This window comes from Neorhizobium descurainiae (genome assembly GCF_051400715.1).
Classification (GTDB): Bacteria; Pseudomonadota; Alphaproteobacteria; order Rhizobiales; family Rhizobiaceae; genus Neorhizobium.
This window is the reverse complement of record NZ_JBLFFK010000020.1, coordinates 54,028-77,795: the sequence shown is the minus strand read 5'-3', so window position 1 is coordinate 77,795 and position 23,768 is coordinate 54,028. Positions and strand designations below refer to the sequence as shown.

Annotated in this window: 29 protein-coding genes; 9 read left to right on the top strand and 20 right to left on the bottom strand. The window is 62.6% G+C overall.

Going from position 1 to position 23,768, the window contains the following annotated elements:
* The 6 genes from ACMGE0_RS26300 to ACMGE0_RS26275 all read right to left on the bottom strand — a co-directional run bounded on the left by ACMGE0_RS26300 (nucleotide 1) and on the right by ACMGE0_RS26275 (nucleotide 5,911).
* Complete coding sequence (locus ACMGE0_RS26300; RefSeq protein ID WP_436818840.1) at nucleotides 1-1,200, bottom strand: efflux RND transporter periplasmic adaptor subunit; 1,200 nt, start codon at nucleotides 1,198-1,200, stop codon at nucleotides 1-3.
* A gap of 290 nt (nucleotides 1,201-1,490) precedes the next feature.
* Complete coding sequence (locus ACMGE0_RS26295) at nucleotides 1,491-2,462, bottom strand: ABC transporter substrate-binding protein (RefSeq protein WP_436818839.1); 972 nt, start codon at nucleotides 2,460-2,462, stop codon at nucleotides 1,491-1,493.
* Between the two features lie 54 nt (nucleotides 2,463-2,516).
* On the bottom strand, nucleotides 2,517-3,647 hold the full coding sequence (locus ACMGE0_RS26290; protein ID WP_436818838.1) for an ABC transporter permease: 1,131 nt from the start codon (nucleotides 3,645-3,647) through the stop codon (nucleotides 2,517-2,519).
* Nucleotides 3,644-4,528 (bottom strand): ABC transporter permease, encoded by an 885-nt coding sequence (locus ACMGE0_RS26285; protein ID WP_436818837.1) that lies wholly within the window; start codon nucleotides 4,526-4,528, stop codon nucleotides 3,644-3,646. The genes ACMGE0_RS26290 and ACMGE0_RS26285 overlap by 4 nt, the downstream gene beginning before the upstream one ends.
* Nucleotides 4,525-4,905: an endonuclease domain-containing protein gene (locus ACMGE0_RS26280; RefSeq protein ID WP_436818836.1), complete on the bottom strand. Its 381-nt coding sequence runs from the start codon at nucleotides 4,903-4,905 to the stop codon at nucleotides 4,525-4,527. The genes ACMGE0_RS26285 and ACMGE0_RS26280 overlap by 4 nt, the downstream gene beginning before the upstream one ends.
* Before the next feature lie 208 nt (nucleotides 4,906-5,113).
* A complete protein-coding gene (locus ACMGE0_RS26275) occupies nucleotides 5,114-5,911 on the bottom strand; it encodes an ABC transporter ATP-binding protein (protein WP_436818835.1) in 798 nt (265 codons plus the stop codon).
* A gap of 127 nt (nucleotides 5,912-6,038) precedes the next feature.
* Here ACMGE0_RS26275 and ACMGE0_RS26270 point away from each other — a divergent pair, with 127 nt between their 5' ends.
* Complete coding sequence (locus ACMGE0_RS26270; RefSeq protein WP_436818834.1) at nucleotides 6,039-6,458, top strand: cupin domain-containing protein; 420 nt, start codon at nucleotides 6,039-6,041, stop codon at nucleotides 6,456-6,458.
* Nucleotides 6,459-6,688: 230 nt separating this feature from the next.
* On the opposite strand, the gene hydA is transcribed toward ACMGE0_RS26270, so the two are convergent.
* The 4 genes from hydA to ACMGE0_RS26250 are packed head-to-tail and all read right to left on the bottom strand — an operon-like array spanning nucleotide 6,689 to nucleotide 10,014.
* A complete protein-coding gene (gene hydA / locus ACMGE0_RS26265; RefSeq protein WP_436818833.1) occupies nucleotides 6,689-8,143 on the bottom strand; it encodes a dihydropyrimidinase in 1,455 nt (484 codons plus the stop codon).
* A complete protein-coding gene (locus ACMGE0_RS26260; RefSeq protein ID WP_436818832.1) occupies nucleotides 8,140-8,496 on the bottom strand; it encodes a type II toxin-antitoxin system PemK/MazF family toxin in 357 nt (118 codons plus the stop codon). The genes hydA and ACMGE0_RS26260 overlap by 4 nt, the downstream gene beginning before the upstream one ends.
* 20 nt (nucleotides 8,497-8,516) lie before the next feature.
* Nucleotides 8,517-8,729 (bottom strand): antitoxin MazE-like protein, encoded by a 213-nt coding sequence (locus tag ACMGE0_RS26255; protein WP_436818831.1) that lies wholly within the window; start codon nucleotides 8,727-8,729, stop codon nucleotides 8,517-8,519.
* Nucleotides 8,730-8,763: 34 nt separating this feature from the next.
* Complete coding sequence (locus ACMGE0_RS26250) at nucleotides 8,764-10,014, bottom strand: Zn-dependent hydrolase (RefSeq protein ID WP_436818892.1); 1,251 nt, start codon at nucleotides 10,012-10,014, stop codon at nucleotides 8,764-8,766.
* A 245-nt stretch (nucleotides 10,015-10,259) separates the two neighbouring features.
* On the opposite strand from ACMGE0_RS26250, the gene ACMGE0_RS26245 reads away from it, so the two are divergent.
* Entirely contained in the window at nucleotides 10,260-10,904 is a 645-nt protein-coding gene (locus tag ACMGE0_RS26245; RefSeq protein ID WP_436818830.1) for a TetR family transcriptional regulator C-terminal domain-containing protein, read from the top strand.
* 77 nt (nucleotides 10,905-10,981) lie between these two features.
* Here ACMGE0_RS26245 and ACMGE0_RS26240 read toward each other — a convergent pair whose 3' ends face one another.
* The gene (locus ACMGE0_RS26240) at nucleotides 10,982-12,022 is read right to left on the bottom strand and encodes a glutamine synthetase beta-grasp domain-containing protein (protein WP_436818829.1); all 1,041 of its coding nucleotides are present in this window, start codon (nucleotides 12,020-12,022) and stop codon (nucleotides 10,982-10,984) included.
* A 445-nt stretch (nucleotides 12,023-12,467) separates the two neighbouring features.
* Between ACMGE0_RS26240 and ACMGE0_RS26235 the strand changes: the two genes are divergently transcribed.
* Entirely contained in the window at nucleotides 12,468-12,665 is a 198-nt protein-coding gene (locus ACMGE0_RS26235) for a DUF2735 domain-containing protein (protein WP_436818828.1), read from the top strand.
* A 53-nt stretch (nucleotides 12,666-12,718) separates the two neighbouring features.
* On the opposite strand, the gene ACMGE0_RS26230 is transcribed toward ACMGE0_RS26235, so the two are convergent.
* Complete coding sequence (locus tag ACMGE0_RS26230; RefSeq protein WP_436818827.1) at nucleotides 12,719-13,759, bottom strand: YeiH family protein; 1,041 nt, start codon at nucleotides 13,757-13,759, stop codon at nucleotides 12,719-12,721.
* 111 nt (nucleotides 13,760-13,870) lie between these two features.
* On the opposite strand from ACMGE0_RS26230, the gene ACMGE0_RS26225 reads away from it, so the two are divergent.
* Complete coding sequence (locus ACMGE0_RS26225; RefSeq protein ID WP_436818826.1) at nucleotides 13,871-14,764, top strand: LysR substrate-binding domain-containing protein; 894 nt, start codon at nucleotides 13,871-13,873, stop codon at nucleotides 14,762-14,764.
* Nucleotides 14,765-14,818: 54 nt separating this feature from the next.
* Here the strand turns inward: ACMGE0_RS26225 and ACMGE0_RS26220 are convergent, their stop codons facing one another.
* Nucleotides 14,819-15,718 carry a LysR family transcriptional regulator gene (locus ACMGE0_RS26220; RefSeq protein WP_436818825.1) on the bottom strand — a complete coding sequence of 300 codons (900 nt, stop codon included), beginning with the start codon at nucleotides 15,716-15,718 and terminating at the stop codon, nucleotides 14,819-14,821.
* 101 nt (nucleotides 15,719-15,819) lie between these two features.
* On the opposite strand from ACMGE0_RS26220, the gene ACMGE0_RS26215 reads away from it, so the two are divergent.
* Nucleotides 15,820-16,833 (top strand): zinc-dependent alcohol dehydrogenase family protein, encoded by a 1,014-nt coding sequence (locus ACMGE0_RS26215; protein ID WP_436818824.1) that lies wholly within the window; start codon nucleotides 15,820-15,822, stop codon nucleotides 16,831-16,833.
* 108 nt (nucleotides 16,834-16,941) lie between these two features.
* On the top strand, nucleotides 16,942-17,421 hold the full coding sequence (locus tag ACMGE0_RS26210; RefSeq protein ID WP_436818823.1) for a hypothetical protein: 480 nt from the start codon (nucleotides 16,942-16,944) through the stop codon (nucleotides 17,419-17,421).
* A gap of 32 nt (nucleotides 17,422-17,453) precedes the next feature.
* Here the strand turns inward: ACMGE0_RS26210 and ACMGE0_RS26205 are convergent, their stop codons facing one another.
* The 4 genes from ACMGE0_RS26205 to ACMGE0_RS26190 all read right to left on the bottom strand — a co-directional run bounded on the left by ACMGE0_RS26205 (nucleotide 17,454) and on the right by ACMGE0_RS26190 (nucleotide 20,859).
* On the bottom strand, nucleotides 17,454-17,786 hold the full coding sequence (locus ACMGE0_RS26205) for a HigA family addiction module antitoxin (protein ID WP_436818822.1): 333 nt from the start codon (nucleotides 17,784-17,786) through the stop codon (nucleotides 17,454-17,456).
* Between the two features lie 9 nt (nucleotides 17,787-17,795).
* A complete protein-coding gene (locus ACMGE0_RS26200; protein WP_436818821.1) occupies nucleotides 17,796-18,086 on the bottom strand; it encodes a type II toxin-antitoxin system RelE/ParE family toxin in 291 nt (96 codons plus the stop codon).
* A 71-nt stretch (nucleotides 18,087-18,157) separates the two neighbouring features.
* Nucleotides 18,158-19,471, bottom strand: coding sequence for an NAD-dependent dihydropyrimidine dehydrogenase subunit PreA (preA, locus tag ACMGE0_RS26195; protein ID WP_436818820.1), 1,314 nt, complete (start codon nucleotides 19,469-19,471; stop codon nucleotides 18,158-18,160).
* A 14-nt stretch (nucleotides 19,472-19,485) separates the two neighbouring features.
* Entirely contained in the window at nucleotides 19,486-20,859 is a 1,374-nt protein-coding gene (locus tag ACMGE0_RS26190) for an NAD(P)-dependent oxidoreductase (protein WP_436818819.1), read from the bottom strand.
* A gap of 222 nt (nucleotides 20,860-21,081) precedes the next feature.
* On the opposite strand from ACMGE0_RS26190, the gene ACMGE0_RS26185 reads away from it, so the two are divergent.
* Together ACMGE0_RS26185 and ACMGE0_RS26180 are read left to right on the top strand one after the other, a co-directional pair.
* The gene (locus tag ACMGE0_RS26185; protein ID WP_436818818.1) at nucleotides 21,082-21,492 is read left to right on the top strand and encodes a DUF2325 domain-containing protein; all 411 of its coding nucleotides are present in this window, start codon (nucleotides 21,082-21,084) and stop codon (nucleotides 21,490-21,492) included.
* Entirely contained in the window at nucleotides 21,473-21,694 is a 222-nt protein-coding gene (locus ACMGE0_RS26180) for a hypothetical protein (protein WP_436818817.1), read from the top strand. Before ACMGE0_RS26185 ends, ACMGE0_RS26180 begins: the two co-directional genes overlap by 20 nt.
* A 207-nt stretch (nucleotides 21,695-21,901) precedes the next feature.
* On the opposite strand, the gene ACMGE0_RS26175 is transcribed toward ACMGE0_RS26180, so the two are convergent.
* The 3 genes from ACMGE0_RS26175 to ACMGE0_RS26165 form a co-directional block, all read right to left on the bottom strand.
* A complete protein-coding gene (locus ACMGE0_RS26175) occupies nucleotides 21,902-22,222 on the bottom strand; it encodes a DUF423 domain-containing protein (RefSeq protein WP_436818816.1) in 321 nt (106 codons plus the stop codon).
* A 55-nt stretch (nucleotides 22,223-22,277) separates the two neighbouring features.
* Complete coding sequence (locus ACMGE0_RS26170) at nucleotides 22,278-22,667, bottom strand: group II truncated hemoglobin (RefSeq protein WP_436818815.1); 390 nt, start codon at nucleotides 22,665-22,667, stop codon at nucleotides 22,278-22,280.
* Between the two features lie 123 nt (nucleotides 22,668-22,790).
* Complete coding sequence (locus ACMGE0_RS26165; protein ID WP_436818814.1) at nucleotides 22,791-22,967, bottom strand: hypothetical protein; 177 nt, start codon at nucleotides 22,965-22,967, stop codon at nucleotides 22,791-22,793.
* 196 nt (nucleotides 22,968-23,163) lie between these two features.
* Between ACMGE0_RS26165 and ACMGE0_RS26160 the strand changes: the two genes are divergently transcribed.
* Nucleotides 23,164-23,766 (top strand): CGNR zinc finger domain-containing protein, encoded by a 603-nt coding sequence (locus tag ACMGE0_RS26160; RefSeq protein ID WP_436818813.1) that lies wholly within the window; start codon nucleotides 23,164-23,166, stop codon nucleotides 23,764-23,766.
* Nucleotides 23,767-23,768: the final 2 nt, after the last annotated feature.

The following is a 23,768-nucleotide window of genomic DNA, read 5'->3' as shown; positions in this document are numbered from 1 at the left end:
TCAGTTGGACACAGTGCCGGGTTCGGCCGGGACCGGGGCGATCCTGTCGCCGTCCCGGACGAAGGCGCCGGCCTTCGCAACGACCATGTCGCCGGCCTCGAGACCGCTGACGACCTCGACGAAACCGCCATCCTGGATGCCGGTTTCGATCTTCACCTGCTTGACCACATTGTCCTCGACCTTGCGGGCGGTGGAACCCTCGCGGCCGGTGGTGACGGCGGACAAGGGGAGCGCCAGCGCATTGGTCTCGGCGATGATGATCTCGGCACTGGCATACATGCCGGCGCGGGCACCGCTTTCGTCGTCGATGACGATATGCACGGAGCCGAGCCGTGTCGTGGCGTCGACCGTCGGAGAGACGAGCCGCACTTTGCCCTCGATCTTCGTCCTGCCGCCGGCGATCGTCACGATCGCCTTCTGGCCGGCCTTGATTTTCTGGATATCGGATTCGGAAAGATCGGCGACGAGCTCGATCGCGCCGTCCTTGATGATCGTGAAGAGTTGATTGCCCGCGCCCGTGGCGATCGCGCCGACCTTGGCATTGCGCACCGAGACGACGCCGGCGACGGGGGTCTTCACACCGGTGCGGGCGAGCCTCAGGTCGACGTCCTCGATCTGGCTGTCGACGACCTTGATGTCGGATTCTCCGACGCTGACGGCCTGCCTGGCGGCATTCAGCCGCGCCTCGGACACTTCCACCAGCGCTTCCGCCTGTTCGAGCTGGGAAACGGTGCTCGTGCCGCTTTGGCTCAGCCGCTTCGTGCGGTCGCGCTGGCGGGTCGCGTCGGCGAGATTGGCCTCGGCCTCGATCACCTGCGCCTTGTACTGGGCGACGGCGGCCTCGGCTTTCGCCTTGTTGGCCTCGTACTGGCTCTTCTGCAGCAGGAGCGCGTCGTCGTTGAGCGTGGCGAGCACGCTGTCGGCCTTCACCTCGTCGCCGACATCGGCGTTGAGCGTCTTGATCGACAGGCCGTCCACCAGCGGCTGGACATAGACCTCTTCCACAGGCTTGATCGTGCCGGTCGCGACCACACGATCGACGAGAGGCTTCGTCACCGCTTCGGTCACGACGATGGATGGGAGCTTGATTTCAGTCTGGGCCGGGGCCGGCGGAGCAGTTTCCTGCGCCAGCGCTGTGCTCGCGGCAAGCGAGATCAAGAGAGCCGTGAGACCGGCAGACTTCGGGAACTTGCGAAACATGCGACTACTTCCGACCTGAAGATAAGGGGCAAATATTCCGCTCGGGGCAGATCCCGTCTCGCCGCGCCCCCTCCGCGTGGCATCCCGCTTCGAGATGGTGACCGCACAAAACGGTTACAAGCCCGGCAGCGAAAGATTCATCAAGGCCGCACTTTTACGTGTTTGCGCTGCACAAATCAATCCATATACGTTATGAGATGAATGAGTTTTGGTTATGATTTACGTAAGAAAATTCTAAAAACGCGCGACCTGTAGTCGCGCGTTCTCTTTGAGTGGAGAGGCGGCGATTATTATTTCAGTGCTGCGTCGGTAATCTCGCTCGTATAGGCGCCTTCCGGCTGCTTGGTGATGATCTTCTGGTCGAGAAGCGCCTTCACCGTGCGGTCGTAGGTGGCCGTGTCGAGCTTGCCCGTGCCGGTGCCGATGAGCTTGGCCACTTCGCCCATCATGCGCTTCTGGTGGTTCTCGTCCTGCCCGCCATTGTCCATGACGATCTCGGCGGCTTCCTCCGGATTGTCGATCGCATATTTCCAGCCCTTCATCGAGGCGCGGACGAATTTGACCATGTTTTCCTTGAACTTCGGGTCCTTCAGCTTCGTGTCGAGCACGTAAAGACCGTCTTCCAGCAGGTCGTTGCCCATGGCGGTGTAATTGAAGACGATCAGGTCCTCCGGCTTGAAGCCGGCGTCGATCGCCTGCCAGTACTCGTTATAGGTCATGACCGAGATGCAGTCGGCCTGCTTCTGGATGAGCGGCTGGACGTCAAAGCTCTGCTTGAGAACCGTGACGCCGTTCGCGCCGCCGTCGGTCGAGAGGCCGAGCTTGTTCATCCAGGCGAAGAACGGATATTCGTTGCCGAAGAACCAGACGCCGAGCGTGTGGCCCTTGAAGTCGGCTTCGGTCTTCACCGGCCCGTCCTTCGGGCAGATGAGCTGGAGGCCGGATTTTTCATAGGGCTGGGCGATGTTGACCAGCGGCACGCCCTTTTCGCGGGCGACAAGCGCGCCGCCCATCCAGTCGACGATCACGTCGGCGCCGCCGCCGGCGATCACCTGTTCCGGGGCGATGTCCGGGCCCCCCGGCTTGATCTCGACATCGAGGCCTTCCTCCTCGTAGAAACCCTTGTCCTTGGCGACGTAATAGCCGCCGAACTGGCCCTGCGCGACCCATTTCAGCTGCAGGGTGACCTTGTCCGCGGCCATCGCCTGGGCGCTCGCGAGCGACATCGCGCCCGCCATCAATGTCATCATGATCTTTTTCATTTTCGTTCCCTCTGTTGTTTGCCGGCTCCATTGCCAGGGGCCGGATTTCAGCGCCTAACCCCCACGGTTAGACGGATGCCAGAACGTCGTCGCTCTTTCGCCAAGCGCCACGACACCATAAAAAACCGAACCGACAACCGCCGCAACAGCGATTTCGGCCCAGACCATGTCGACATTCATGCGACCGATTTCGGTGGAGATGCGGAATCCCATGCCGACGATCGGCGTGCCGAAGAATTCAGCCACGATGGCGCCGATCAGCGCCAGCGTCGAATTGATCTTCAGCGCGTTGAAGATGAAGGGCATGGCGGCGGGCAGGCGCAGCTTGAAAAGGGTCTGCCAGTAGTTCGAGGCGTAGGAACGCATCAGGTCCCGCTCCATATTGCCCGCCGCGGCAAGGCCCGCAACCGTGTTCACCAGCATGGGGAAGAAGGTCATGATGATGACGACGGCAGCCTTCGACTGCCAGTCGAAGCCGAACCACATCACCATGATCGGTGCCACGCCGATGATCGGGAGCGCCGAGACCATGTTGCCGATCGGCAGCAGGCCGCGGCGCAGGAAGGCGATGCGGTCGGCGAGGATCGCCACGGCGAAGCCGGAGGCGCAGCCGACGACATAACCGAACAGCACCGCCTTGAAGATTGTCTGCCGCACGTCGGCCCAGAGGATCGGGATCGAGCCGGCAAGCCGCGCGCCGATGGCGCTCGGTGGTGGGAGCAGAATGAAGGGAATGCCGCCGCCGCGGGTGACCGCTTCCCAGATGATCAGGATCCAGGCACCGAAGATCGCCGGGATGAGGAGCCTCAGGAACGTGTCGCCGGCCTTCGATTTTGTACGAATGGCGGACAGCACGGTGACAGAGCGCCAGGCGATCAGCCAACAGGCTGTGATCATAAGGAAGAAGGCGAGCGTCGCCTTGCCGTTTTCATTGCCGGAAAGCCCGCCGATCAAAAGCCAGGCAGCGAGATGGGCGCAAAGGAAGAGGATCGCCGCAAGAAACGTCGCAGGGACTTTGGTGAAGGAGGCGAGGGCGGCTCCCGCCACCAGGACGAAGATCAACGTCACGGTGTCGCTGCCGAAAGGCGCGGAGACGTCCGGCGCCAGTAGGGGCAGGGAGGCGAGTGCCCCGAGACAGAGGAGAAGCGCGGTCGCTCCCTGCCAGGAACGGAAGATCAGGCTCATGCCGGCCTCCCACCCATAGCGCGATCGACGATCTTTGCGACAAGACCGACGATGGTGACGAGCGCAGCGGCGAGCACGGAAGCTGCGATCAGCGCCGCGAAGAGATCGATCGTCTGGCTGTAATAAGAGCCGTCCAGAAGTTTCCGGCCGATTCCCGCCACCGCGCCGGTCGGCATTTCGCCGACGATCGCGCCGACCAGGCTTGCGGCGATCGCCACCTTCATGGACGTGAACAGGAAGGGGATCGAGGCCGGCACGCGCAGCTTCCAGAAGGTCTGGCCGGCGCTCGCATTGTAGGTGCGCATCAGATCGAGCTGAATGAGTTCCGGCGAGCGCAGGCCTTTCACCATGCCGACCGCGACCGGGAAGAAGGAGAGATAGGTCGAGATCAGCGCCTTGGGGATGAGGCCGGTGACGTTCACCGCCGCCAGCACGACGATCACCATCGGCGCGATCGCCAGGATCGGCACGGTCTGCGAGGCGATGATCCATGGCATGAGGCTGCGGTCGAGCGCCTTCACATGCACGATGCCGACCGCGATCAGGATGCCGAGAGCCGTGCCGAAGGTGAAGCCGACGACGGTGGACGAAAGCGTCACCCAGGCGTGATAGACGAGGCTGCGATTGCTGGTGACGCGCCGCAGGAAGGTGTTCTCGAAGACGTTGCTCACCACCTGGTGCGGCGCCGGCAGCACCGGCTTCGGCTGAGCCATCGTCTTCTCGAAGAATTCGATCGGCGTCGAGGCGACATTGCCGCGCCGGTCGAGGTCGCGCTGGAAGGGTGCGTTCATGAAATAAGCCGCGACGTACCAGACCGCCACGATGGCGACGAGGATGGCGACAATGGGGATTATGCGTTGGGTGAGGGTGTCGGGTTTCATGCGAGCTCCTTCTTCAGGAAGGGAGCGACATGCTTTTCGATGGTTAGGAAGACATAGTCGGGACCGTCGAGAACCTGACCGTTATCAAATCTGAGTACGATAAAGCCTTGGCTCTTTAGGAATTCGTCACGTTTCAAGTCGTGTCGGCGGCCGTAATCGGTCTCATGGGTATCACCGTCGACCTCGACGACGATCCGCGCGGACAGCCAGGCGAAATCGGCGATATATGGCCCAATCGGCGTCTCTCGGCGGAAGCGTGCTCCAAAGGGGCGGAGATCGCGGAGCATGGTCCACATCTCCACTTCGGCCTTGGTCAATTCACGGCGCAAGCGCTGGGCGCGCCCTCTTGTTTTGGAGTCGATATTCGAGTGGGGCATTCAGACCCCTCCTCGAATATTTGAGCCCAAGGCCCCTCCCCAACCCCTCCCCACAAGGGGGAGGGGCTTAATCTGCCGCCTTCGCCACGCGTTTTTGGCAACGTTGCTAACAGTAGCAGCGATGCGATATGGCGGGAGGAAGCGGCCCGGCAAGCCCCTCCCCCTTGTGGGGAGGGGTTGGGGAGGGGTTTTTGATATTTGCAAAACCTCACTCCTCATAGCTATGCCCCGCTCTCAGCCCCTCGCGCACCCGTTGGGCGATTTCCAGAAATTCCGGCGTCTCGCGGATTTCGAGCGGGCGCTCGGCCGGCAAAGTGGATTCGATGACGTCAGTCACCCGGCCGGGCCGGGGCGACATGACGACGATCCTCGTCGAAAGATAGACCGCCTCCGGAATGGAGTGGGTGACGAAACAGATGGTCTTTTCCGTCCGCGCCCAGAGTTTCAGGAGCTGCTCGTTCAGATGGTCGCGGACGATCTCGTCGAGCGCGCCGAAGGGTTCGTCCATCAGGAGAAGATCGGCGTCGAAGGCGAGCGCGCGGGCGATCGAGGCGCGCTGCTGCATGCCGCCGGAAAGCTGCCAGGGATATTTCTTGCCGAAGCCCGAGAGATTGACCAAGTCCAGCGTGCGCTCTATGCGGCTTTGCCGCTCCGCTGCCGAATAGCCCATGATTTCAAGGGGAAGGGCGATGTTCTTCTCGATCGTCCGCCAGGGATAGAGCGCCGGCGCCTGGAAGACATAGCCGTAGGACCGCGACTTTCGCGCCTCCTCGGGCGTCATGCCGTTGACGGTGATCTCCCCCGCCGTCGCCTTTTCCAGATCGGCGATGACCCGCAGGAACGTCGTCTTGCCGCAGCCGGACGGACCGATGAAGGAGACGAAATCGCCTTTCCTCACCTCCAGATCGACATTCGAAAGCGCATGCACCGGCCCGTCACTGGTCTCGAAGGTGAGCCCCAGCTTTCTGGCGGAAACGACGGAAAAGGGGGGAGGGCTCAATGACATTTCGAATAAGATCCATATGGAATGTCGGCCGTGAGACCGATGGTTTTTCGTGGCCCCAGCCTATCACGGGAAATCGCCGGATCGTGGTATCCTTGCAAAAGATCCCGCCTTACGGAGGAAGATGGCAATGGATACCGCATCAAAACCCACCTGCCGCATCGTGAAGCCCGATGCCGCCTATGACGGCAAGCAGGGCCTCAGCTATTTTCAGGGGATCGCCGCGGAGACGGTCGGCTCGCAAGGCATTTGCATGCATCTCCTGACGATACCGCCGGGCGTGAAGGCGAAGGCGCATCTGCACGAGACCCACGAGACGGCGATCTACATGCTCTCCGGCTCTGCGCATACGTGGTACGGCGACCGGCTGGAGAACCATGTCGTGCTGCATGCGGGCGAGCTGATGTACATCCCGGCCGGCGTGCCGCATCTGCCGGCCAATCTCTCCAGCACGCCGTGCACGGCCGTGATCGCCCGCACCGATCCCAACGAACAGGAAAGCGTCGTGCTTTTGCCGGAGCTGGATGCATTGGTGGAAACGCCGGGCTGATGTTTCTGCGGCCTTACCCCCCTCTGTCCTGCCGGACATCTCCCCCACAAGGGGGGAGATCGGAGAGTAGCTCGGCATCGCCTCCAATTTAGATTTGAAACTGCCGCTGCAGTGCCGCACGAACTTGATGTTTCGGGAAGCCGGCACGTCTTGCCGATCTCCCCCCTTGTGGGGGAGATGTCCGGCAGGACAGAGGGGGGGATTCCGGCCCTGCGGCGTCCGCTTCACCGTCACACCCCGCTTGCCGGAATGCCGGTACGTTCGACCTTGCGCGGGGCGGTCAGTTCCTTCCAGGTGGAGAGCGCCTTGTTCACCGCTTGGAACGGTTCGCGCTTGACGAACTGGCCATGGCCCTCCCGGGTCTTGATCGCACCGTCCTCGACGGCCACGACACCGCGGGTCAGGGTGTAGCGCGGCAGGCCGGTGACTTCCTTGCCCTCGAAGACGTTGTAGTCGATCGCCGACTGCTGTGTCTTCGCCGAGATCGTCTTCGACCGCTTCGGGTCCCAGACGACGATATCCGCATCGGCGCCCACCAGGATTGCGCCCTTCTTCGGATAGATGTTGAGGATTTTCGCGATATTGGTGGAGGTGACCGCCACGAACTCGTTCATGGTGATGCGGCCGGTCGCCACCCCGTAGGTCCAGAGCATGGGCATGCGGTCCTCAAGCCCGCCGGTGCCGTTCGGGATATTGCGGAAGTCGCCGACGCCATATCGCTTCTGATCCGTGGTAAAGGCGCAATGATCGGTCGCGACCACCTGCAGCGAACCGGAGGAGAGGCCGGCCCAGAGCGAATCCTGATGCTGCTTGTTGCGGAAGGGCGGTGACATGACCCGGCGGGCCGAATGGTCCCAATCCTTGTTGAAATACTCGCTTTCGTCGAGCGTCAGGTGCTGGATCAGCGGCTCGCCATAGACCCGCATGCCGTTCTGCCGCGCACGTCGGATCGCTTCATGCGCCTGTTCGCAGGACGTGTGCACCACATAGAGCGGGACGCCCGCCATGTCGGCGATGATGATGGCGCGGTTGGTCGCCTCGCCCTCGACGGAGGCGGGGCGCGAATAGGCATGCGCTTCCGGCCCGTTATTGCCTTCGTCCATCAGCTTCTGCTGCATGGCGGCGACCACATCGCCGTTTTCCGCATGAACGAGGGGCAGGGCGCCGAGTTCGGCACAGCGCTGGAAGGAGGCGAACATTTCGTCATCGTTCACCATCAACGCGCCCTTATAGGCCATGAAGTGTTTGAAGGTGTTGATGCCGTGGTTCAGAACGACGGCCTTCATCTCGTTGAAGACCTGCTCGCCCCACCAGGTGACGGACATATGGAACGAGTAGTCGCAATTGGCACGGGTCGCCTTGTTGTCCCAGCGCTTCAGCGCATCGAGGAGCGACTGGCCGGGTTCCGGCAGGCAGAAATCGACCACCATCGTCGTGCCGCCGGCAAGGCCCGCGCGCGTGCCGCTTTCGAAATCGTCGGAGGAATAGGTGCCCATGAAGGGCATTTCGAGATGCACGTGCGGGTCGATGCCGCCCGGCATGACGTAGCAATCCGCTGCGTCCAGCACCTGGTCGCCCGAGAGGTCCGGGCCGATCTCGACGATCCTGCCGCCGTCGATCCTGACATCCGCCTTGTAGGTGAGGTCGGCGGTGACGACGGTTCCACCCTTGATGACTGTGGTCATGGTTGTTCCCCTGATTGTCTGGTTTCGTTTGCAGGAGGTATCGAATATGAAAGGCCGGTGATGTGGATCAGGGCGATTTCAAGCCTTTTCATGTCTCCGGCGCCTAGTCGTCCAATCCGCTGCCGGACGACATCCTTCCTCAACGGCGAGATCTTTTCGACCATGATCTGGGAAAGCTCCTGCAATCCGTTTTCGGTGTTGGGTGCAATAATCGGCCGCAGCAAGGGGGCGTTAATCAGATGCGTCGTCATTGGGCAGGCCAAGACCGTACTGAAGATTTCGGTGAGGTCGTCGGCCTGTAGGACAATGGCTGGCCTAGGTTTGCCCAGTTCGCCCGGAAAAACAGCGATCACGACATCTCCCCGGCTTATCTTCACGGCTTGTCCCAATCGGTAGGGCCTGCAGCTTCGATCCAATCCAGGATGCCTTCCTGCGCATCAGCTTCAGCGATCCGCCGCGCTTCCTCCTGAAGCTGAACGCGAAGAGCCTCGTTATTGAGGTCGGGTACCCAGATCTCGATGGGGCGATAGCCGCGGCGGATCAGGTCAGCACGCTCCTCCGGCGATAGTTCTGTCGGGCGTCCCATTGGGTTCTCCTCTCGACCAGAATGTCTCCCGATCCTACTCCACAATCTCCGCGGTCTCCAGCACGGCATGGAACAGCACGTCGGCGCCCGCGGCCGCCCAATCCTTGGAAATGTCTTCCGCCTCGTTGTGGGAAAGCCCGCCGACGCATGGGCAGAAGATCATCGTCGCCGGCGCCACCTTCGCGGCCCAGCAGGCATCGTGGCCGGCGCCGGAAATGATGTCGCGGTGGCTGTAGCCGAGCTTTTCCGCCGCCTCGCGCACGCGGGCGACGAGAACCGGATCGAAGGTCACTGGATCGAAATGGCCGACGGCCTCGACCGAACAGCCGACGCCGAGTTTCTCGCAGATCTCCGCCGCCTGCTTCTCGATCTTTGCCCGCATCCGGTCGAGTTTTTCCTGGGAGGGCGTGCGGATGTCGACGGTGAAGGTGACCTTGCCCGGCAGGACGTTGCGGGAATTCGGCGAGAAGAACACCTGGCCGACGCCGCCGACTGCGCCCGGCTGTTCGCTCATCGCCACCTCCTGCACCATTTCGAAGATGCGCGACATGGCAAGCCCCGCATTGACGCGCATGTTCATCGGTGTCGAGCCGGTATGCGCTTCCCTGCCGGTCAACGTGAATTCGAGCCACCAGAGGCCCTGACAGTGGGTGACGACGCCGATCTGCTTCCCTTCCGCCTCGAGGATCGGACCCTGTTCGATATGGTATTCGAAATACGCGTGCATCTTGCGGGTCCCGACCTCTTCGTCGCCCACCCAGCCGATGCGCGTCAACTCGTCGCCGAAGGTCTTGCCCTCCGGGTCCTTGCGGGCATAGGCGTAGTCCATCGAATGCACGCCGGCAAAGACGCCGGATGCCAGCATGGCGGGCGCGAACCGCGCACCTTCCTCGTTCGTCCAGTTGGTCACGACGATCGGATGTTTCGTCTTGATGCCGAGGTCGTTCATCGTGCGGGCGACCTCCAGGCCGCCGAGCACGCCGAGCACGCCGTCGAACTTGCCGCCGGTCGGCTGGGTGTCGAGGTGCGAACCGATATAGACGGGCAGGGCGTCCGGATCGGTGCCGGGGCGGGTGGCGAACATGGTGCCCATCTTGTCGACGCCGACCGTCATGCCTTCGGCTTCGCACCATGTCTTGAAGAGGTGGCGGCCTTCGCCGTCCGCGTCCGTCAGCGTCTGGCGATTGTTGCCGCCGGCAATGCCGGGGCCGATCTTCGCCATCTCCATGAGCATGTCCCAGAGACGGTCGCCATTGACGCGCAAGTTTTCGCCGGGTGCTGCCACCATTTTTCCGTCCTCGCCAGTTTATGCTCCGCCCTTTTTGGACGGTATGTTTTTCGTTCCCCTCGATCCTTCGCGCGCTTCCAGCACTTGAAGATCGGCATTGCGTTTGTTCCGCTTGTCGCCGATAATTTGACCGGTTGGTAAAACATTACAATTTCCGTGCCGTCACTCAAGACGAAAATCACGAAAAATCCAGAGGAATTTCTGGAGCGTTGAGCGGGCGCGGAAGAGGGGCTGGGAAACGGATGGCCATCCCGAGGGCGGCGAAGACACTAAGACGCACGCGCATTCAGGAGGAGAAGGAGGAGCGCATCCTCGAGGCGGCGCTGGACGTCTTTTCGGTTAACGGGTTCCGGGGTGCGACGATCGACCAGATCGCCGATGCGGCCGGCATGTCGAAGCCGAACCTGCTCTATTACTTCCGCACCAAGGAGGCGATCCACCGCCAGCTCATCGACCGGGTCCTGTTCACCTGGCTTGAGCCACTCAGGGCCTTCGATGCGGACGGCAATCCCGAAGCGGAAATCCGGTCCTACATCCGCCGCAAGCTGGAGATGGCCCGCGACTATCCGCGGGAGAGCCGGCTCTTCGCCAACGAGATCCTGCAGGGTGCTCCGCGCATCGAAGACGAGCTCAAAGGCCCGCTGAAGGACCTTGTCGACGAGAAGGCGGAGGTGATCCGCGCCTGGGCGCGCGCGGGCAAGATCGCCAGATGCGATCCCTATCACCTGATCTTCTCGATCTGGTCGACGACACAGCATTACGCCGATTTCGACGTGCAGGTGAGGGCGGTGCTCGGACAGGATTATTCCGGCGAGGGCCGTTTCGAAGACGCCGCGCGCTTTCTCGAACAGCTCTTCATGGACGGATTGCGGGTCCGCAACGGCTGATCGGCGCCGCTTTCGACGCGGGCAAGAAAAACGCCGGCGCGAAGGCCGGCGTTTTGCTTGAGAGACGATCGGATCGATCAGGCAGCCGCCGAAGCGAAGCCGGAGGTCGGAACTTCCGAGATCGTCTTCAAAACCTGCGAAGCGATCTGGTAGGGGTCGCCCTGGGAATTCGGGCGGCGATCTTCCAGATAGCCCTTGTAGTCGTTCTTGACGAAGGAATGCGGAACGCGGATCGAAGCGCCGCGGTCGGCAACGCCGTAGGAGAACTTGTTCCACGGGGCCGTTTCGTGCTTGCCGGTCAGACGCATGTGGTTGTCCGGGCCGTAGACGTTGATGTGGTCCATCAGGTTCTTGTCGAACTGGGCCATCAGCGCTTCGAAATAGGCCTTGCCGCCGACTTCGCGCATGAACTTGGTCGAGAAGTTGCAGTGCATGCCCGAGCCGTTCCAGTCGGTGTCGCCGAGCGGCTTGCAGTGGAACTCGATGTCGATGCCGTACTTTTCGCAGAGACGGAGAAGCAGGTAGCGCGCCATCCAGATCTGGTCGGCGGCCTTCTTGGAGCCCTTGCCGAAAATCTGGAATTCCCACTGGCCCTTGGCCACTTCGGCATTGATGCCTTCGTGGTTGATGCCGGCAGCGAGGCAGAGGTCGAGATGTTCCTCGACGATCTCGCGGGCGACCGAGCCGACGTTCTTGTAGCCGACGCCGGTGTAATACGGGCCCTGCGGAGCCGGATAGCCCGTTTCCGGGAAGCCGAGCGGGCGGCCGTTTTCGTAGAAGAAATATTCCTGCTCGAAACCGAACCAGGCGTCCTCGTCATCGAGGATGGTGGCGCGGCTGTTCGACGGATGCGGCGTGACGCCATCGGGCATCATGACTTCGCACATGACGAGCACGCCGTTGGTGCGGGCCGGGTCCGGGTAGAGGGCGACAGGCTTCAGAACGCAATCGGACGAACGGCCTTCCGCCTGCATCGTCGACGAACCGTCGAAGCCCCACAGGGGGAGCTGTTCCAGCGTCGGGAACGCGTCGAATTCCTTGATCTGCGTTTTGCCGCGCAGGTTCGGTACCGGGGTGTACCCATCGAGCCAGATGTACTCGAGCTTATACTTGGTCATTTTTTATCTCTCAGGCCGTGAAGTTCCATGGTTGAGCCATCCTGAGGACAGCGGCCTCAAACGAAGCCGCCCCTCCGGGATATCTTAGCGAACGCATTTCCCGTGCCAGTTTGGCGCTCCCGCTGCCACTGCTTTCAAAAAAATGGAAGGAACTCCAATTCGGGTGGGAGCGAGGGCCGCGAACACCGCGATTAAATGAGGGTCGTCTGATGGAAGCCCCTTTTTTGAAGCTGCATGTCCTTCCTAAGGAACCGGAATCGCGAGCACACGTTTGCTTTGCGGCAGGTCCGAGGAGCAAAACGATCTCCTGGTGAGCTGCCGAGCTCAATTAGTGCCCTAGCGTCAAAGACGGAGTTGATGTAAAATAATGCAATAAGCACAAAAAATGTGCAGATTTGTGCTCAGTGTGTGTTTGAATGCACTCTTAAAGTTGGGAGACGATAGGATGACCACCGACATCCGTCGTGACACTGCGAAGATCTATCAGTTTCCGGTCCGTCCACGGCGGCGCCTGGAAAACGGCAGGACTGCATCGGCCAGTATCTATGAAATGTCCGCCAGCGTCGTTGATGACTGCTGGTATCATGACGAGGCTGTGAAGGACGAAGCCCCAAAGGCGGCCGACAAACCCAAGCCCTGTTGAACTGCAAAAGCCGCCCCTTCCGGGAGGCGGCCCTGTCTCGCAGTTCTTCCTTCTCAGAACGCGAAGAGTTTCAGCATCGCGTAGCCGAACGCCGCGATGAAGAGCCAGCCGAAGGCGCCGAGGGCGAGCGGCCGCCAGCCTTCCGCTTTCAGCTTGCGGATGTCGGTCTGCAGGCCCATGGCCGCGAGCGCCATGGAGAGCAGAAAGCTCGTGAGCGTTGCGAACATCTGGTTGACGTCCGCCGGAATGGCGACCGCGCTGTTGATCAGCATCATTCCCACGAAACCCAGCACGAACCAGGGCATCGGCGCCGAGGCTTTCGCAGTGCCCTCTGCGCCCGAACGCACGGCCAGCGCCAGGGTCATGACGAGCGGCGCCAGCATGACGACACGGGCGAGCTTGGAGATCGTGCCGAACTGGCCGGCAATATCGCCGCCCTGGAAAGAGGCCGCCACGACCTGCGCGACTTCGTGAATGGTCGCGCCGCTCCAGAGGCCGTAGCCGCGGGCATCCAGGCCCAATGGAGACGCCAGCAGCGGATAGGTGAGCATCGAGAGCGAGCCGAACAGCGTGACGCAGGCGACGGCATAGGCGACGTGCTCCTGCCTGCCGCGCACCACCGTATTGGCGGCGATCACCGCCGAGGCGCCGCAGACCGAGGTGCCGGCGGCGATCAGGTCCGTCAGCGACCGATCGACGCCCATCAGCCGACCGGCGAGGCGGATGACGACGAAGGTTGCCGTGAGCGTCAGCGCCACCATCAAAAGACCGGCGCCGCCGAGCGAGAGGATCTGCGTCGCCGTCACCTGCAGGCCGAGCAGGACGATGCCGAAGCGCAGGATCCGTTTCAGCGAGAAGCCGATGCCGGGCTCGACGGCAGCGGGAACGGGCAGGGCATTGCGGATCAGCATGCCGAAAACGATCGAGAGGATAAGCGGGCTGAGCGCCATCCACCCTGTCAGGCTGCGGACGGCGAATGCTGCGCAGGCGATGGCCGCGGTCAGGAGAAGCCCTGGAAGAAGCTGAGAGGCGGCCGAGAAATGAATGAAGGAGGCGGAGGTCTGTTGTTCCGCTGTCGGATGAATCGGCTTCATGATTTTTCCAGGAGCTTTTGATTTTGCCGAAAATCATTCTCTATCTTGCAAAAAGACAAATCCAATTGATAAGTCTTCTCATATTGTTCGACTAAGACGATTGATCGGCGGATGACACTGGATCAGCTCAGGATATTTCTCGAAGTGGCGGCCCGCGAACATGTGACCCGGGCGGCGGAGGCGCTGAACCTCACCCAATCCGCAGTGAGCGCGGCGATCTCGGCGTTGGAAGCGCGGCATGCGGTGATCCTCTTCAACCGGGTCGGGCGGCGGATCGAGCTCACGGAAGCTGGCCGTCTTTTCGTTCCGGAGGCGCGTGCCGTGCTGGAAAGGGCGCGGATGGCGGAGCATACGCTCGCCGATCTCGGCGGTTCGGCCTCCGGCGTGCTGCGCGTGCATGCCAGCCAGACGGTCGCGAGTTACTGGTTGCCGGCGCGCCTCGTCAGCTATCACGAGCGGTTTCCGCGCGTCGACGTGCGGCTGACCGTCGGCAATACCCAGAGTGCGGCCGAAGCGGTGCTGGCGGGGGCGGCGGAATTGGCCGTCGTCGAGGGCGAGGTGTTCCTCGCCGGTTTGAAGCGCCGCAAGGTCGCCGAGGACCGGCTGGTCCTCGTGGTCGGCAGCCGCCACCCATGGGCGGACGGGCGAAGGATCCGGTCCAGCGACCTTCTCGAAACCAACTGGATCATGCGCGAAAAGGGCTCGGGCACGCGCTCGGCCTTCGAGGCGCAGCTCGTCAATCTCGGCATCGAGCCGCAGTCGCTTTCCGTGGTCATGGAAATGCCCTCGAACGAGGCGGCCATGGCGGCGGTGGAAGCAGGTCTTGCGGCGACGGTGCTTTCCAGCCGGGCCGCGGCCTCTCATTCCTTCTCCGGCCGGCTGCATGTCGCGGATTTTCCGATGCCGCTGAGGCAGTTCTCGGCGCTCCATCATGCGGAACGGCACGTCACCCGCGCGCTCAGCGCCATGCTCGACCTTTTGAACGAGCCGGAAGACGAGGCTTGACCGGGCTCTGCCATTTTCTCGGAGAGGGGCAAGGTCGCGATCGGGCGGTCCGGGTTATTCCATGAAGGGCGGCAGTTCCCTTGCCAGGGTATCGATCGCCAGCCGCACCTTCGGCAGCATGACGGGCGATTTCGGCCAGACGGCGTGGGTCTCGAAGATCACGGGCGTGACGTTTTTCAGCACCTGCCGCAGCCTTCCGGCCGCCACGTGGTCGCGGACCATCCAGCAGGGCAGCCAGGCGAGGCCGATGCCGTCGCAGGCCGCATCCCTTATAGCATCGAGATCGTCGAGCCGCAGCCGCGTGCGCGGCAGGACGGTCCTCCACGGATCGTCCGGTGTCGGAAAGACCCACGTGCGGTGACTGTCCCGCTTGCCGTAGACAATGCCTTCGTGCTCGGGCAGTTCGTCAAGGCTTAGCGGTTCTCCGTGCTTTTCCAGGTAGGCCGGCGAGGCGCAGACCGTCAGGCGCTGCGTCGCGAGCCTGCGCGTCATCGTGTCGGCTTCGTCCTTCAGCGGCCCGTTGCGGACGGCAAGATCGAAACCGTCCTCCAGAAGATCGGCAACGCGATCGCTGAAGGAAAGGTCGAGCTCCAGGCCGGGATGTTTTTCCAGAAGCCTGATGAGGATCGGTGCGGCACATTGGCGGCCGAAGATCACCGGCATGGTGACGCGCAGCTTGCCCCGGACTTCGCGGCGTCCGGATTCCAGGAGCGCCTCGCCCAAACGGATTTCCTCGACCGCGCGCAGGCATCGTTCATAGAAGAAGCGGCCTTCCTCGGTCAGGCTCTGGCTGCGGGTGGTGCGGTGGAAAAGCCGGACGCCAAGCCTTTCCTCCAGCCTTGCGATCGTCTTGCCGACCGCCGACCGCGTGAGATTGAGCTTCTTTGCCGCGGCAGAAAAGCCGCCCGCTTCGACTGCCTCGACAAAGACCGGAATGCCGTTGAGCTGTTCCATTTTGTATCCGTTCAGGCACCATTATGGCGAGATACTATCGCAACTGCGGACGGATTTTCAACGATATGCTCACCTCATCGCAACTTTGAAGGAGCAATGTGATGAGAATGGCAAGGCAATGGAGCATGGCCGCGCCCGGGCCGCAGGATTTCCGTATCCGCGAAGCCGAGATCGCCGAACCCGGCGCCGGGGAGGTGCTGGTGCGGACCGAGGCAGTATCGCTGAACTTTCGCGACAAGCTGGTGCTGGAAACCGGCATGGACCTGCCGCTCAGATTTCCCTTCGTGCCGGCCTCGGACATGGCGGGCGTGGTGGAAGCGGTCGGCTCCGGCGTGACGCGCTTCAAGCCGGGCGACAGGGTCATCTCGACCTTCTCGCCGGGCCGCATCGAAGGCGGAGGATTGGGGGATGCCCGCCACCCGCCCTATAAGACGCTGGGCGGCTACTTTCCCGGTGTGCTTTCCGAATACGTCACTTTCCCGGAGGACTGGTTCGTGGCGGCACCGGCGACCCTCGATGCGGCGGAAGCAAGCACGTTGCCCTGCGCCGGGCTCACCGCCTGGTTCGCGCTGATCGAGGCGGGCAGTTTGAAGGCCGGCGACAAGGTGGTCATCCAGGGAACGGGCGGCGTCGCTCTCTTCGGGCTCCAGATCGCCAAGGCCCATGGCGCGGAAGTCTTCATCACCTCGTCCAGCCCGGCAAAGCTCGAACGCGCCCGGTCGCTCGGCGCCGACCATCTTCTGCCACGCGACGGCTGGGTGGAGCGGGTCTATGAGATCACCGGCGATTACGGCGCCGACCACATCCTCGAAATTGCCGGGGGGCCAGGCCTCGCAAACTCCCTGCAGGCGGTGGCGGTTGGCGGCCGCATCTCGGTCATCGGCGTTTTCGAAGGGTTCGACGTCTCCGGTCCGGCCCTGCCGCTGCTTCTCAAGGTGCCGACCATTCAGGGTATCTCCGTCGGGCATCGCCGGGCGCTCGAAGACTTCGTCCGCGGTGTCGATGCGACCGGCCTGAAACCGGTGATCGACAGGCGCTATCGTTTCGAGGAGGCGGCGGAAGCCTTCGCGCATCTCGATCGCGGAGCGTTCGGGAAGATCGTCATCGAGTTCTGACAGCCAGGCTCGCGCCCCGATTGGCGGTGCGAGCCTTCCATATGCTCACCATTCCGGAAATCGTGGTATAATGCCGATGTTGAAAAGAAGTCTTGGGAGGCATCGGCCATGGAGAGACTGCTTTTTAGAAACCTGCGGCCGCTTTACGGCTGGCTTTTCGTGGTTGCCTGGTTCGCCATTCTCCTGCTCGCGACTTCGGTTTTCATCCGTGACGGCGGCATTGCCGACGATCCGTTCCGGTCGCTCGTCATCCTGTTCTTCTGGGGCGTGGGGGGCTGGCTCGCAATCCGCGCCTTTGCCCGGCCCGTGGTTTCGGTCCGGCAGAACGGAGCGGGCGACTGGCTGGTCACCCGTCGTTGGCTCTGGACCCATGACGAGCAGCATATCGATCCCGATCGCCTGCCTTCGCCGGTCATAGAGGAAGAGGATGGCGGGGAAGGCGGGCCGCAATATCGCTGCCTGCTCAGCACGCCGGGCGGCTCCATCGCCTTCAGCGAGCATGCCAAACAGGAGAAGGCGGCGCTTTCGCGCGACCGCATGGCGTTCCTGATCCGCAGCGCCCGGGCAAAAATGCCCCGGCCGAGCTGACCGGGCGTCCTATTGCGAGATGTCCGTGGAGATTATCGCTGTTTCGGGGCACTCGCGGCCGTCGGCGCTTTGTAGGGGAGAACGTGGATATCCCCCTCGCGTCGGCGTGCTTCGGCGATATCGAAGCTGTTCTGCATCCGCATCAGCGTGTCCATGGAGAGGCCGAAAGCTTTCTCGAACCGGAGTGCCATTTCCGGCGAAAGCGAGGAGCGCTCGTTCAACAGAGCGGAGAGCGCCGGGCGCGTGACACCCAATATCCCTGCGGCCTCGGTGACCGAGAGCTGCAGTTCATCGAGAACCTCATGCTTCAGGAAATCCCCGGGGTGCGCCGGGCTTTTCATGCGAATGCCGAGTGCCTCAGCCATTGGTCGCTCCTAGTGATAGTCTTCGTAGTCGAGATCAATGATTTCGATCTCCTTGGCCTCGATTCGGAATGTCAGCCGCCAGTTCTTGGTAACGAACAGACTCCACGTCCCCTTGCGATCGCCCGTCAATTGATGGGCCTTCCAGCTCGACACCGTCCGCAGCTCGCTTTCGGTTTCCATGTCCTGCAGAAAGGAAATCATGCGCCGCAGCTTCGGAACCACCGCCGGCTGCAGCGCCGTCGGATCATCGTCGACAACGAAGCGGCGCAACCCCTTGTGGACGATGTTCCGGATCCTCATGGGGATATATAAGCATGAGATCGTCATCCGTAAAGTGTCGCTTTACGGATGACGATCGCTCCGGGTGGAAATTACTCCGCGGCCTGTCTCGCCATCGGATTGTTCGGATGGGTCGTCCAGTTGGCATAGGTCGGCTCGACCACCTTGCCGGTGCGCCTGTCGAGCGCGCCTGCCGCGAGCGGCTCCATGGTGATGCAGTTCTCGACCGGACAGACGTTGACGCAGAGATTGCAGCCGACGCATTCCTCTTCCATCACCTCGAAATGGCGCACGCCATCGACCATCGCGGTGATCGCCTGGTGCGAGGTGTCCTCGCAGGCGATGTGACAGCGGCCGCATTTGATGCAGGCGTCCTGGTCGATATGCGCCTTGGCGATGTAGTTGAGGTTGAGATACTGCCAGTCGGTGACGTTGGGGGTGGCGCGTCCGATAACGTCGCCGAGGGTGCGGTGGCCCTTTTCGTCCATCCAGTCGGAGAGGCCGGTAATCATCTCCTGGACGATCTTGAAGCCGTAGGTCATCGCTGCCGTGCAGACCTGCACGTTGCCGGCCCCCAGCGCTAAAAATTCAGCCGCATCCCGCCAGGTGGTGATGCCGCCGATGCCGGAGATCGGCAGGCCGTAGGTCTCCGGATCGCGCGCGATCTCGGCCACCATGTTGAGGGCGATCGGTTTCACGGCCGGGCCGCAATACCCGCCATGGCTGCCCTTGCCGCCGACGGCCGGGTTCGGCGCGAAACTGTCGAGATCGACGGAAACGATCGAGTTGATGGTGTTGATCAGCGAGACGGCGTCGGTTCCGCCGGCTTTCGCCGCGCGGGCGGGCTTGCGGATATCGGTGATGTTGGGGGTCAGCTTGGTGATGACCGGCATGCGCGTATATTGCTTGCACCAGCGCACCACCATCTCGATATATTCCGGCACCTGGCCGACGGCCGAACCCATGCCGCGTTCGGACATGCCGTGCGGACAGCCGAAATTCAGCTCGATCCCGTCCACCTCTGTCTCTTCCACCAGCGGCAGGATCGCCTTCCAGGCCTCCTCGGTGCAGGGCACCATGATGGAGGCGATGATCGCCCGGTCCGGCCAGTTCTTCTTCACCTGCTTCATCTCGGTGAGATTGGTGTAGAGGTCGCGGTCGGTGATGAGCTCGATATTGTTGAGGCCGAGCAGGCGGCGGTCGGCGCCCCAGATCGCGCCATAGCGCGGGCCGTTGACGTTGACGACCGGCGGGCCTTCCTCGCCGAGCGTCTTCCAGACCACGCCGCCCCACCCTGCCTTGAAGGCGCGCTCGACGTTGTAAGCCTTGTCGGTCGGCGGCGCGGAGGCGAGCCAGAAGGGGTTGGGCGATTTGATGCCGACGAAATCGTTGCGGATATCAGCCATGGTCCAATCCTCCCTCAAGCCACTGCGGTGGCCGGCCGCGCCCCGGCGGCCAAGGCGCGGTTGATACTTTCAGCCGCGTCGCGACCCTGCGCGACGGCCGAGACGGTCAGGTCCTCGCCAACGCCGATGCAGTCGCCGCCGGCCCATACGCCCTCGATCGAGGTGCGGCCTTCGGCATCGACCACGATCTTGCCCCTTTCGAACTGCAGGGCGCCGAGACCGGAAGCGGAGAAGTTCTGGCCGATCGCCTTGAAGATCTGGTCGGCGGCAATGACGCCCGTTTCGCCGGTGCCGACGAGCCTGCCGTCTTGGACTGCGGTATATTCAACCTCGATGCCGCGCACCGTGCCGTCCTTGCCGATGATGGATTTCGGGGCCAGCCAATGGCGGATGATAACGCCGTTGGCGGTGGCGAGATCCTGCTCATAGCCTGAGGCGTTCATGCTCTCCTTGCCGCGGCGGTAGCAGATCGTCACCTCCTCGGCGCCGAGCAGCTTGGACTGGATCGCGGCGTCGATCGCCGTCATGCCGCCGCCGAGCACGACGACGCGCCTCCCGATAGGGATTGTCGCCTTGTCCTTCGCCTGCCGGAGTGCGGCGATGAAATCGACCGCATCCTCGACGCCGGTGAGATTTTCGCCTTCGATGCCGAGGCCGTTGACGCCTTGAAGCCCCATCCCGAGGAAGACGGCGTCATATTTGGATGTGAGATCGGAGAGCGAAAAGTCCCGGCCCAGCGCCTGGCCGTTCTGGATCACGATGCCGCCGATGGCGGTCACGTAATCCACTTCGCGGCTCGCGAAATCGTCGACCGCCTTATAGGTGGCGATGCCGTATTCGTTGAGGCCGCCCGATTTCTCGCGCGCTTCGAGGACCACGACGGAATGGCCATGCATGGCGAGCCGGTGGGCGGCGGCAAGACCGGCAGGACCGGCGCCGACCACCGCGACCGTCTTCCCGGTCGGAGCCTGACGGCTGTAGAACTGCCGGCCCTGTTCCATGGCGATATCGGTCGCGTAGCGCTGCAGCTTGCCGATCTCGACCGGCTTGTCCTCCGCCGTGTTGCGCACGCAGGCCTCTTCGCAGAGCGTTTCGGTGGGACAGACGCGGGCGCACATGCCGCCCAGGATGTTCTGGTCGAATATGGTCTTGGCCGAACCCAGCGGATTGCCGGTCGATATCTGCCGGATGAACAGCGGGATATCGATGGAGGTGGGACAGGCCGTCATGCACGGCGCGTCGTAGCAGAAATAACAGCGGTCGGCGGCGACCAGCGCCTCATGCCTATCGAGACGCGGGTGGAGGTCGGCGAAATTCGTCTCATACTGGGCCTGCGAAAGACGCCCAGCCGAAATCCCGGCCATCTGGCCGTTTCCCAGTCGATCCATCTTATGTTCCCTCTTTTGTCGGATTCATGGACAACTATTGCGGAAAAGGTATCACAGCCGAAAAATTTATCAAACGGTAAAATTTTGACGGCGAGTCGGCCTGTCAGGTGCCTGGATATATCCTGATAAAAAGAGTCGACTTTAATCTTTACTCTGAAAATCAAGTTTACTAAGGTGCGCTCCATCGAGGGTTCCGGCCCCGAGAGTCGGATGGGGAGCACCATGGCCAAGAAGCAGAAGCGGAAGAACGGCAATAGCGGCGCGGAGGACGCGTCCAAGGCACCGGCACGCGGTGACGGTGGCGCGATCGACGTCCGCAGTTTCCTCTATGTCGGAGGGCGCGACTGTCAGGTGGCGCATCTTCGGGAGATCGCCAGCAATTACGGGGCGGAACTGATCCACCACGACGGCGGTCTGCGTGAAGCCGTCTCGCGCATCGATACCGTGCTGCCCTCGGTCGACTGCGTCTTCTGCCCCATCGACTGTATCAGCCACGATGCGTGTCTGAGGGTGAAGTCCGGCTGCAAGAAGTTCGGCGTCGCCTTCGTCCCCCTGCGCAACGGCTCGAAATCCAGTCTGGAGCGGGCGCTCCAGACCATGAAGGAACGCAATGATGAACGAAGAACGTCGTGACGTCAGCCTCTTCATCGGCCTGCACAAGCTTGCCGAACAGAATGGCGACGGACTGGTGCCGGAACTTTATGCGCTGCTGACGGCGCGTGCGGAGGCGCAGGCCGACATGACCAATGTCGTGCCCTTCCCCGCCGGCGTGAAATCCCATTACTCCGATGTGCCGCCCGCCGAAGCGGGGCGGGTGCTGGCGTTCCGGCGGTAGGCAAAGTCCCGTCTGCGTCGGACTTGGAAACCCCTCCCGCCTGCCGGCCACCCTCCCCACAAGGGGGAGGGTTAGAGATGCCGGACCGCCTCACGTCCCATATGCGATCGCACAACTCACAGGGAGAGGGACTAACGGATGAGGCAAGGCCGTGCCACGAGTTTTCTCCCCCTTTGTGGGGGAGATGGCCGGCAGGCCAGAGGGGGCTTAAATCTCTCTGCGCCCGAAAAACGCCCCCGCAGCCACGAGCAGCCAGCCGAGCATCATGCCCATGCCGCCCAAAGGCGCGGCAAGCGGGAACAGCCGCGCGCCGAGATAGTGCCGCGCAACCAGGTCGCCGGCGAAGATGATCGTTCCGAGCCCCAGCACAAGTGCTGCCGGCGTCGCCGTCCGGAACGCCTTGTGGCCAAGATAGAGGCCGAGCAGGACCGGTGCATGCGCCAGGCACATGGTGGACGCAGAGCCCAGGAAGAGCGTGTCGCCGCCATGGCTTGCCGCCGCCGCCAGAGCGACGCCGGCAGCTCCCATCGCGCCGCTCACAAACAGAATCAACGGCCTGAAATACCCGAGTCCTTCCAAAGCACTATTCCCTGTTCTGCATGTGAAAGGCGAGCCGTTCGATCGGCGGCCAGATGATCTCGCGCAACTTTTCGTTCTCGATCGTCTCCTCCATGGCGCGGCGGAAGCAGAGCATCCATTCGTCGCGCTCCTCAGGGCCGATCGCCGCGCCGAAATGGCGGGAGCGAAGCCGGGGGTGGCCGTATTTCTCGACATAGACCGGCGGACCGCCGAGATAGCCGGTCAGATAATCGTAGAGCTTCGCCTCGCTGCCTTCGAGGCTCGGCGGATGGATGGCGCGGCAGCGGGCGGCTTCCGGCAGCGTGTCCATCAGTTCGTAGAAACGCTTCACCAGCGCGCGCACCGTCCGGTCGCCGCCGATCGCCTCGTAGAGTGTGATTGTTTCGCCTGCCATGCCCGCTTGTCCGACCGATCCGTCAGGCGGTGTTACCGGCGTGCGACGATCCGGGCAAGCGCCAAGGCGTCGCATGGCCTGCATTGCCGCGCTGCCGGCCGGTTCCCTACGCGGTGACCCGGATCAATCCGGTCCGGCATCCGCTTCCTTCGCGTCGGGCTCGGGGAGAGAACCCGTGCCGGGCGTCTTCTCCCGGTCCGTCAGGTGTTCCTTGGCATGCGGCCCGGCCGGCGGTCTTTGAAGCCTGCCTGTCCTGTCGGCATGTTCCACGGCTTCCCGTGCCTTCTTGTCTTCAGCCATCGCGGTTCTCCAAAGGTTGACGCTCATGGAAGGAACGCTCGCGCGGAAGGCCTGTTCCCGTTCGATAGGCGGGTTATGGCCGCGCTTTTGCAATCACAGCTGTCGCGATCGCCGCTTGGCTCTGGCAACATGGTGCGTAACCCTTTATGAGCGGACGAGCGGTTACTGATGCCGCTGCTCGCGCGGTTCATTGCAGATGGTTCCTGTCAAAGTCCGACACGCCATTTCTCCTTGGGAAGAGGGTCACTTCATCGGCGGCCACCCCGCGCTCGATCTGACCAACACGGTCTTCAACCGCGCCGAACCAATTGCCGACAACGAACTGCTGAAGAGCAGCGCGGATGTAAGCACCTGGTGCCAATCGGTCGGCCTCGTCTCGTCTTCGCAGGCAGCCAGGCTCGCCGCCGGCCGCGACGAGCGATTTGTCAGGGCCGTTCGCCGGGTCCGCGAGAACGCGTGGGCCGTGTTTAGCGCCGTGTCTGAAAGCCGCGCCCCACCAAAGAAGCCCTTGGAAGCCCTTCTTCGATCCGCCGCGGCCGGCGTGTTCGAGCACGGCCTATTTTCCGAAGAGGGCGCCTTGAAAGCACTCCCCGACAGTCTGGCCAGCCCCGACGCAATCCCGCCCGCGCTTTCCTTGCTCGTGGTCGAAGCGCTGTTCGTTCTGCCGAAAGAGCGCGTTCGGGCATGTCCGCGCTGCGGCTGGCTGTTTCTTGACGCATCCAGGAGCGGCCAACGCCGGTGGTGCAGCATGAGCACATGCGGCAACCGAGAGAAAGCCCGCCGACATCGAGCCGGCTGAGG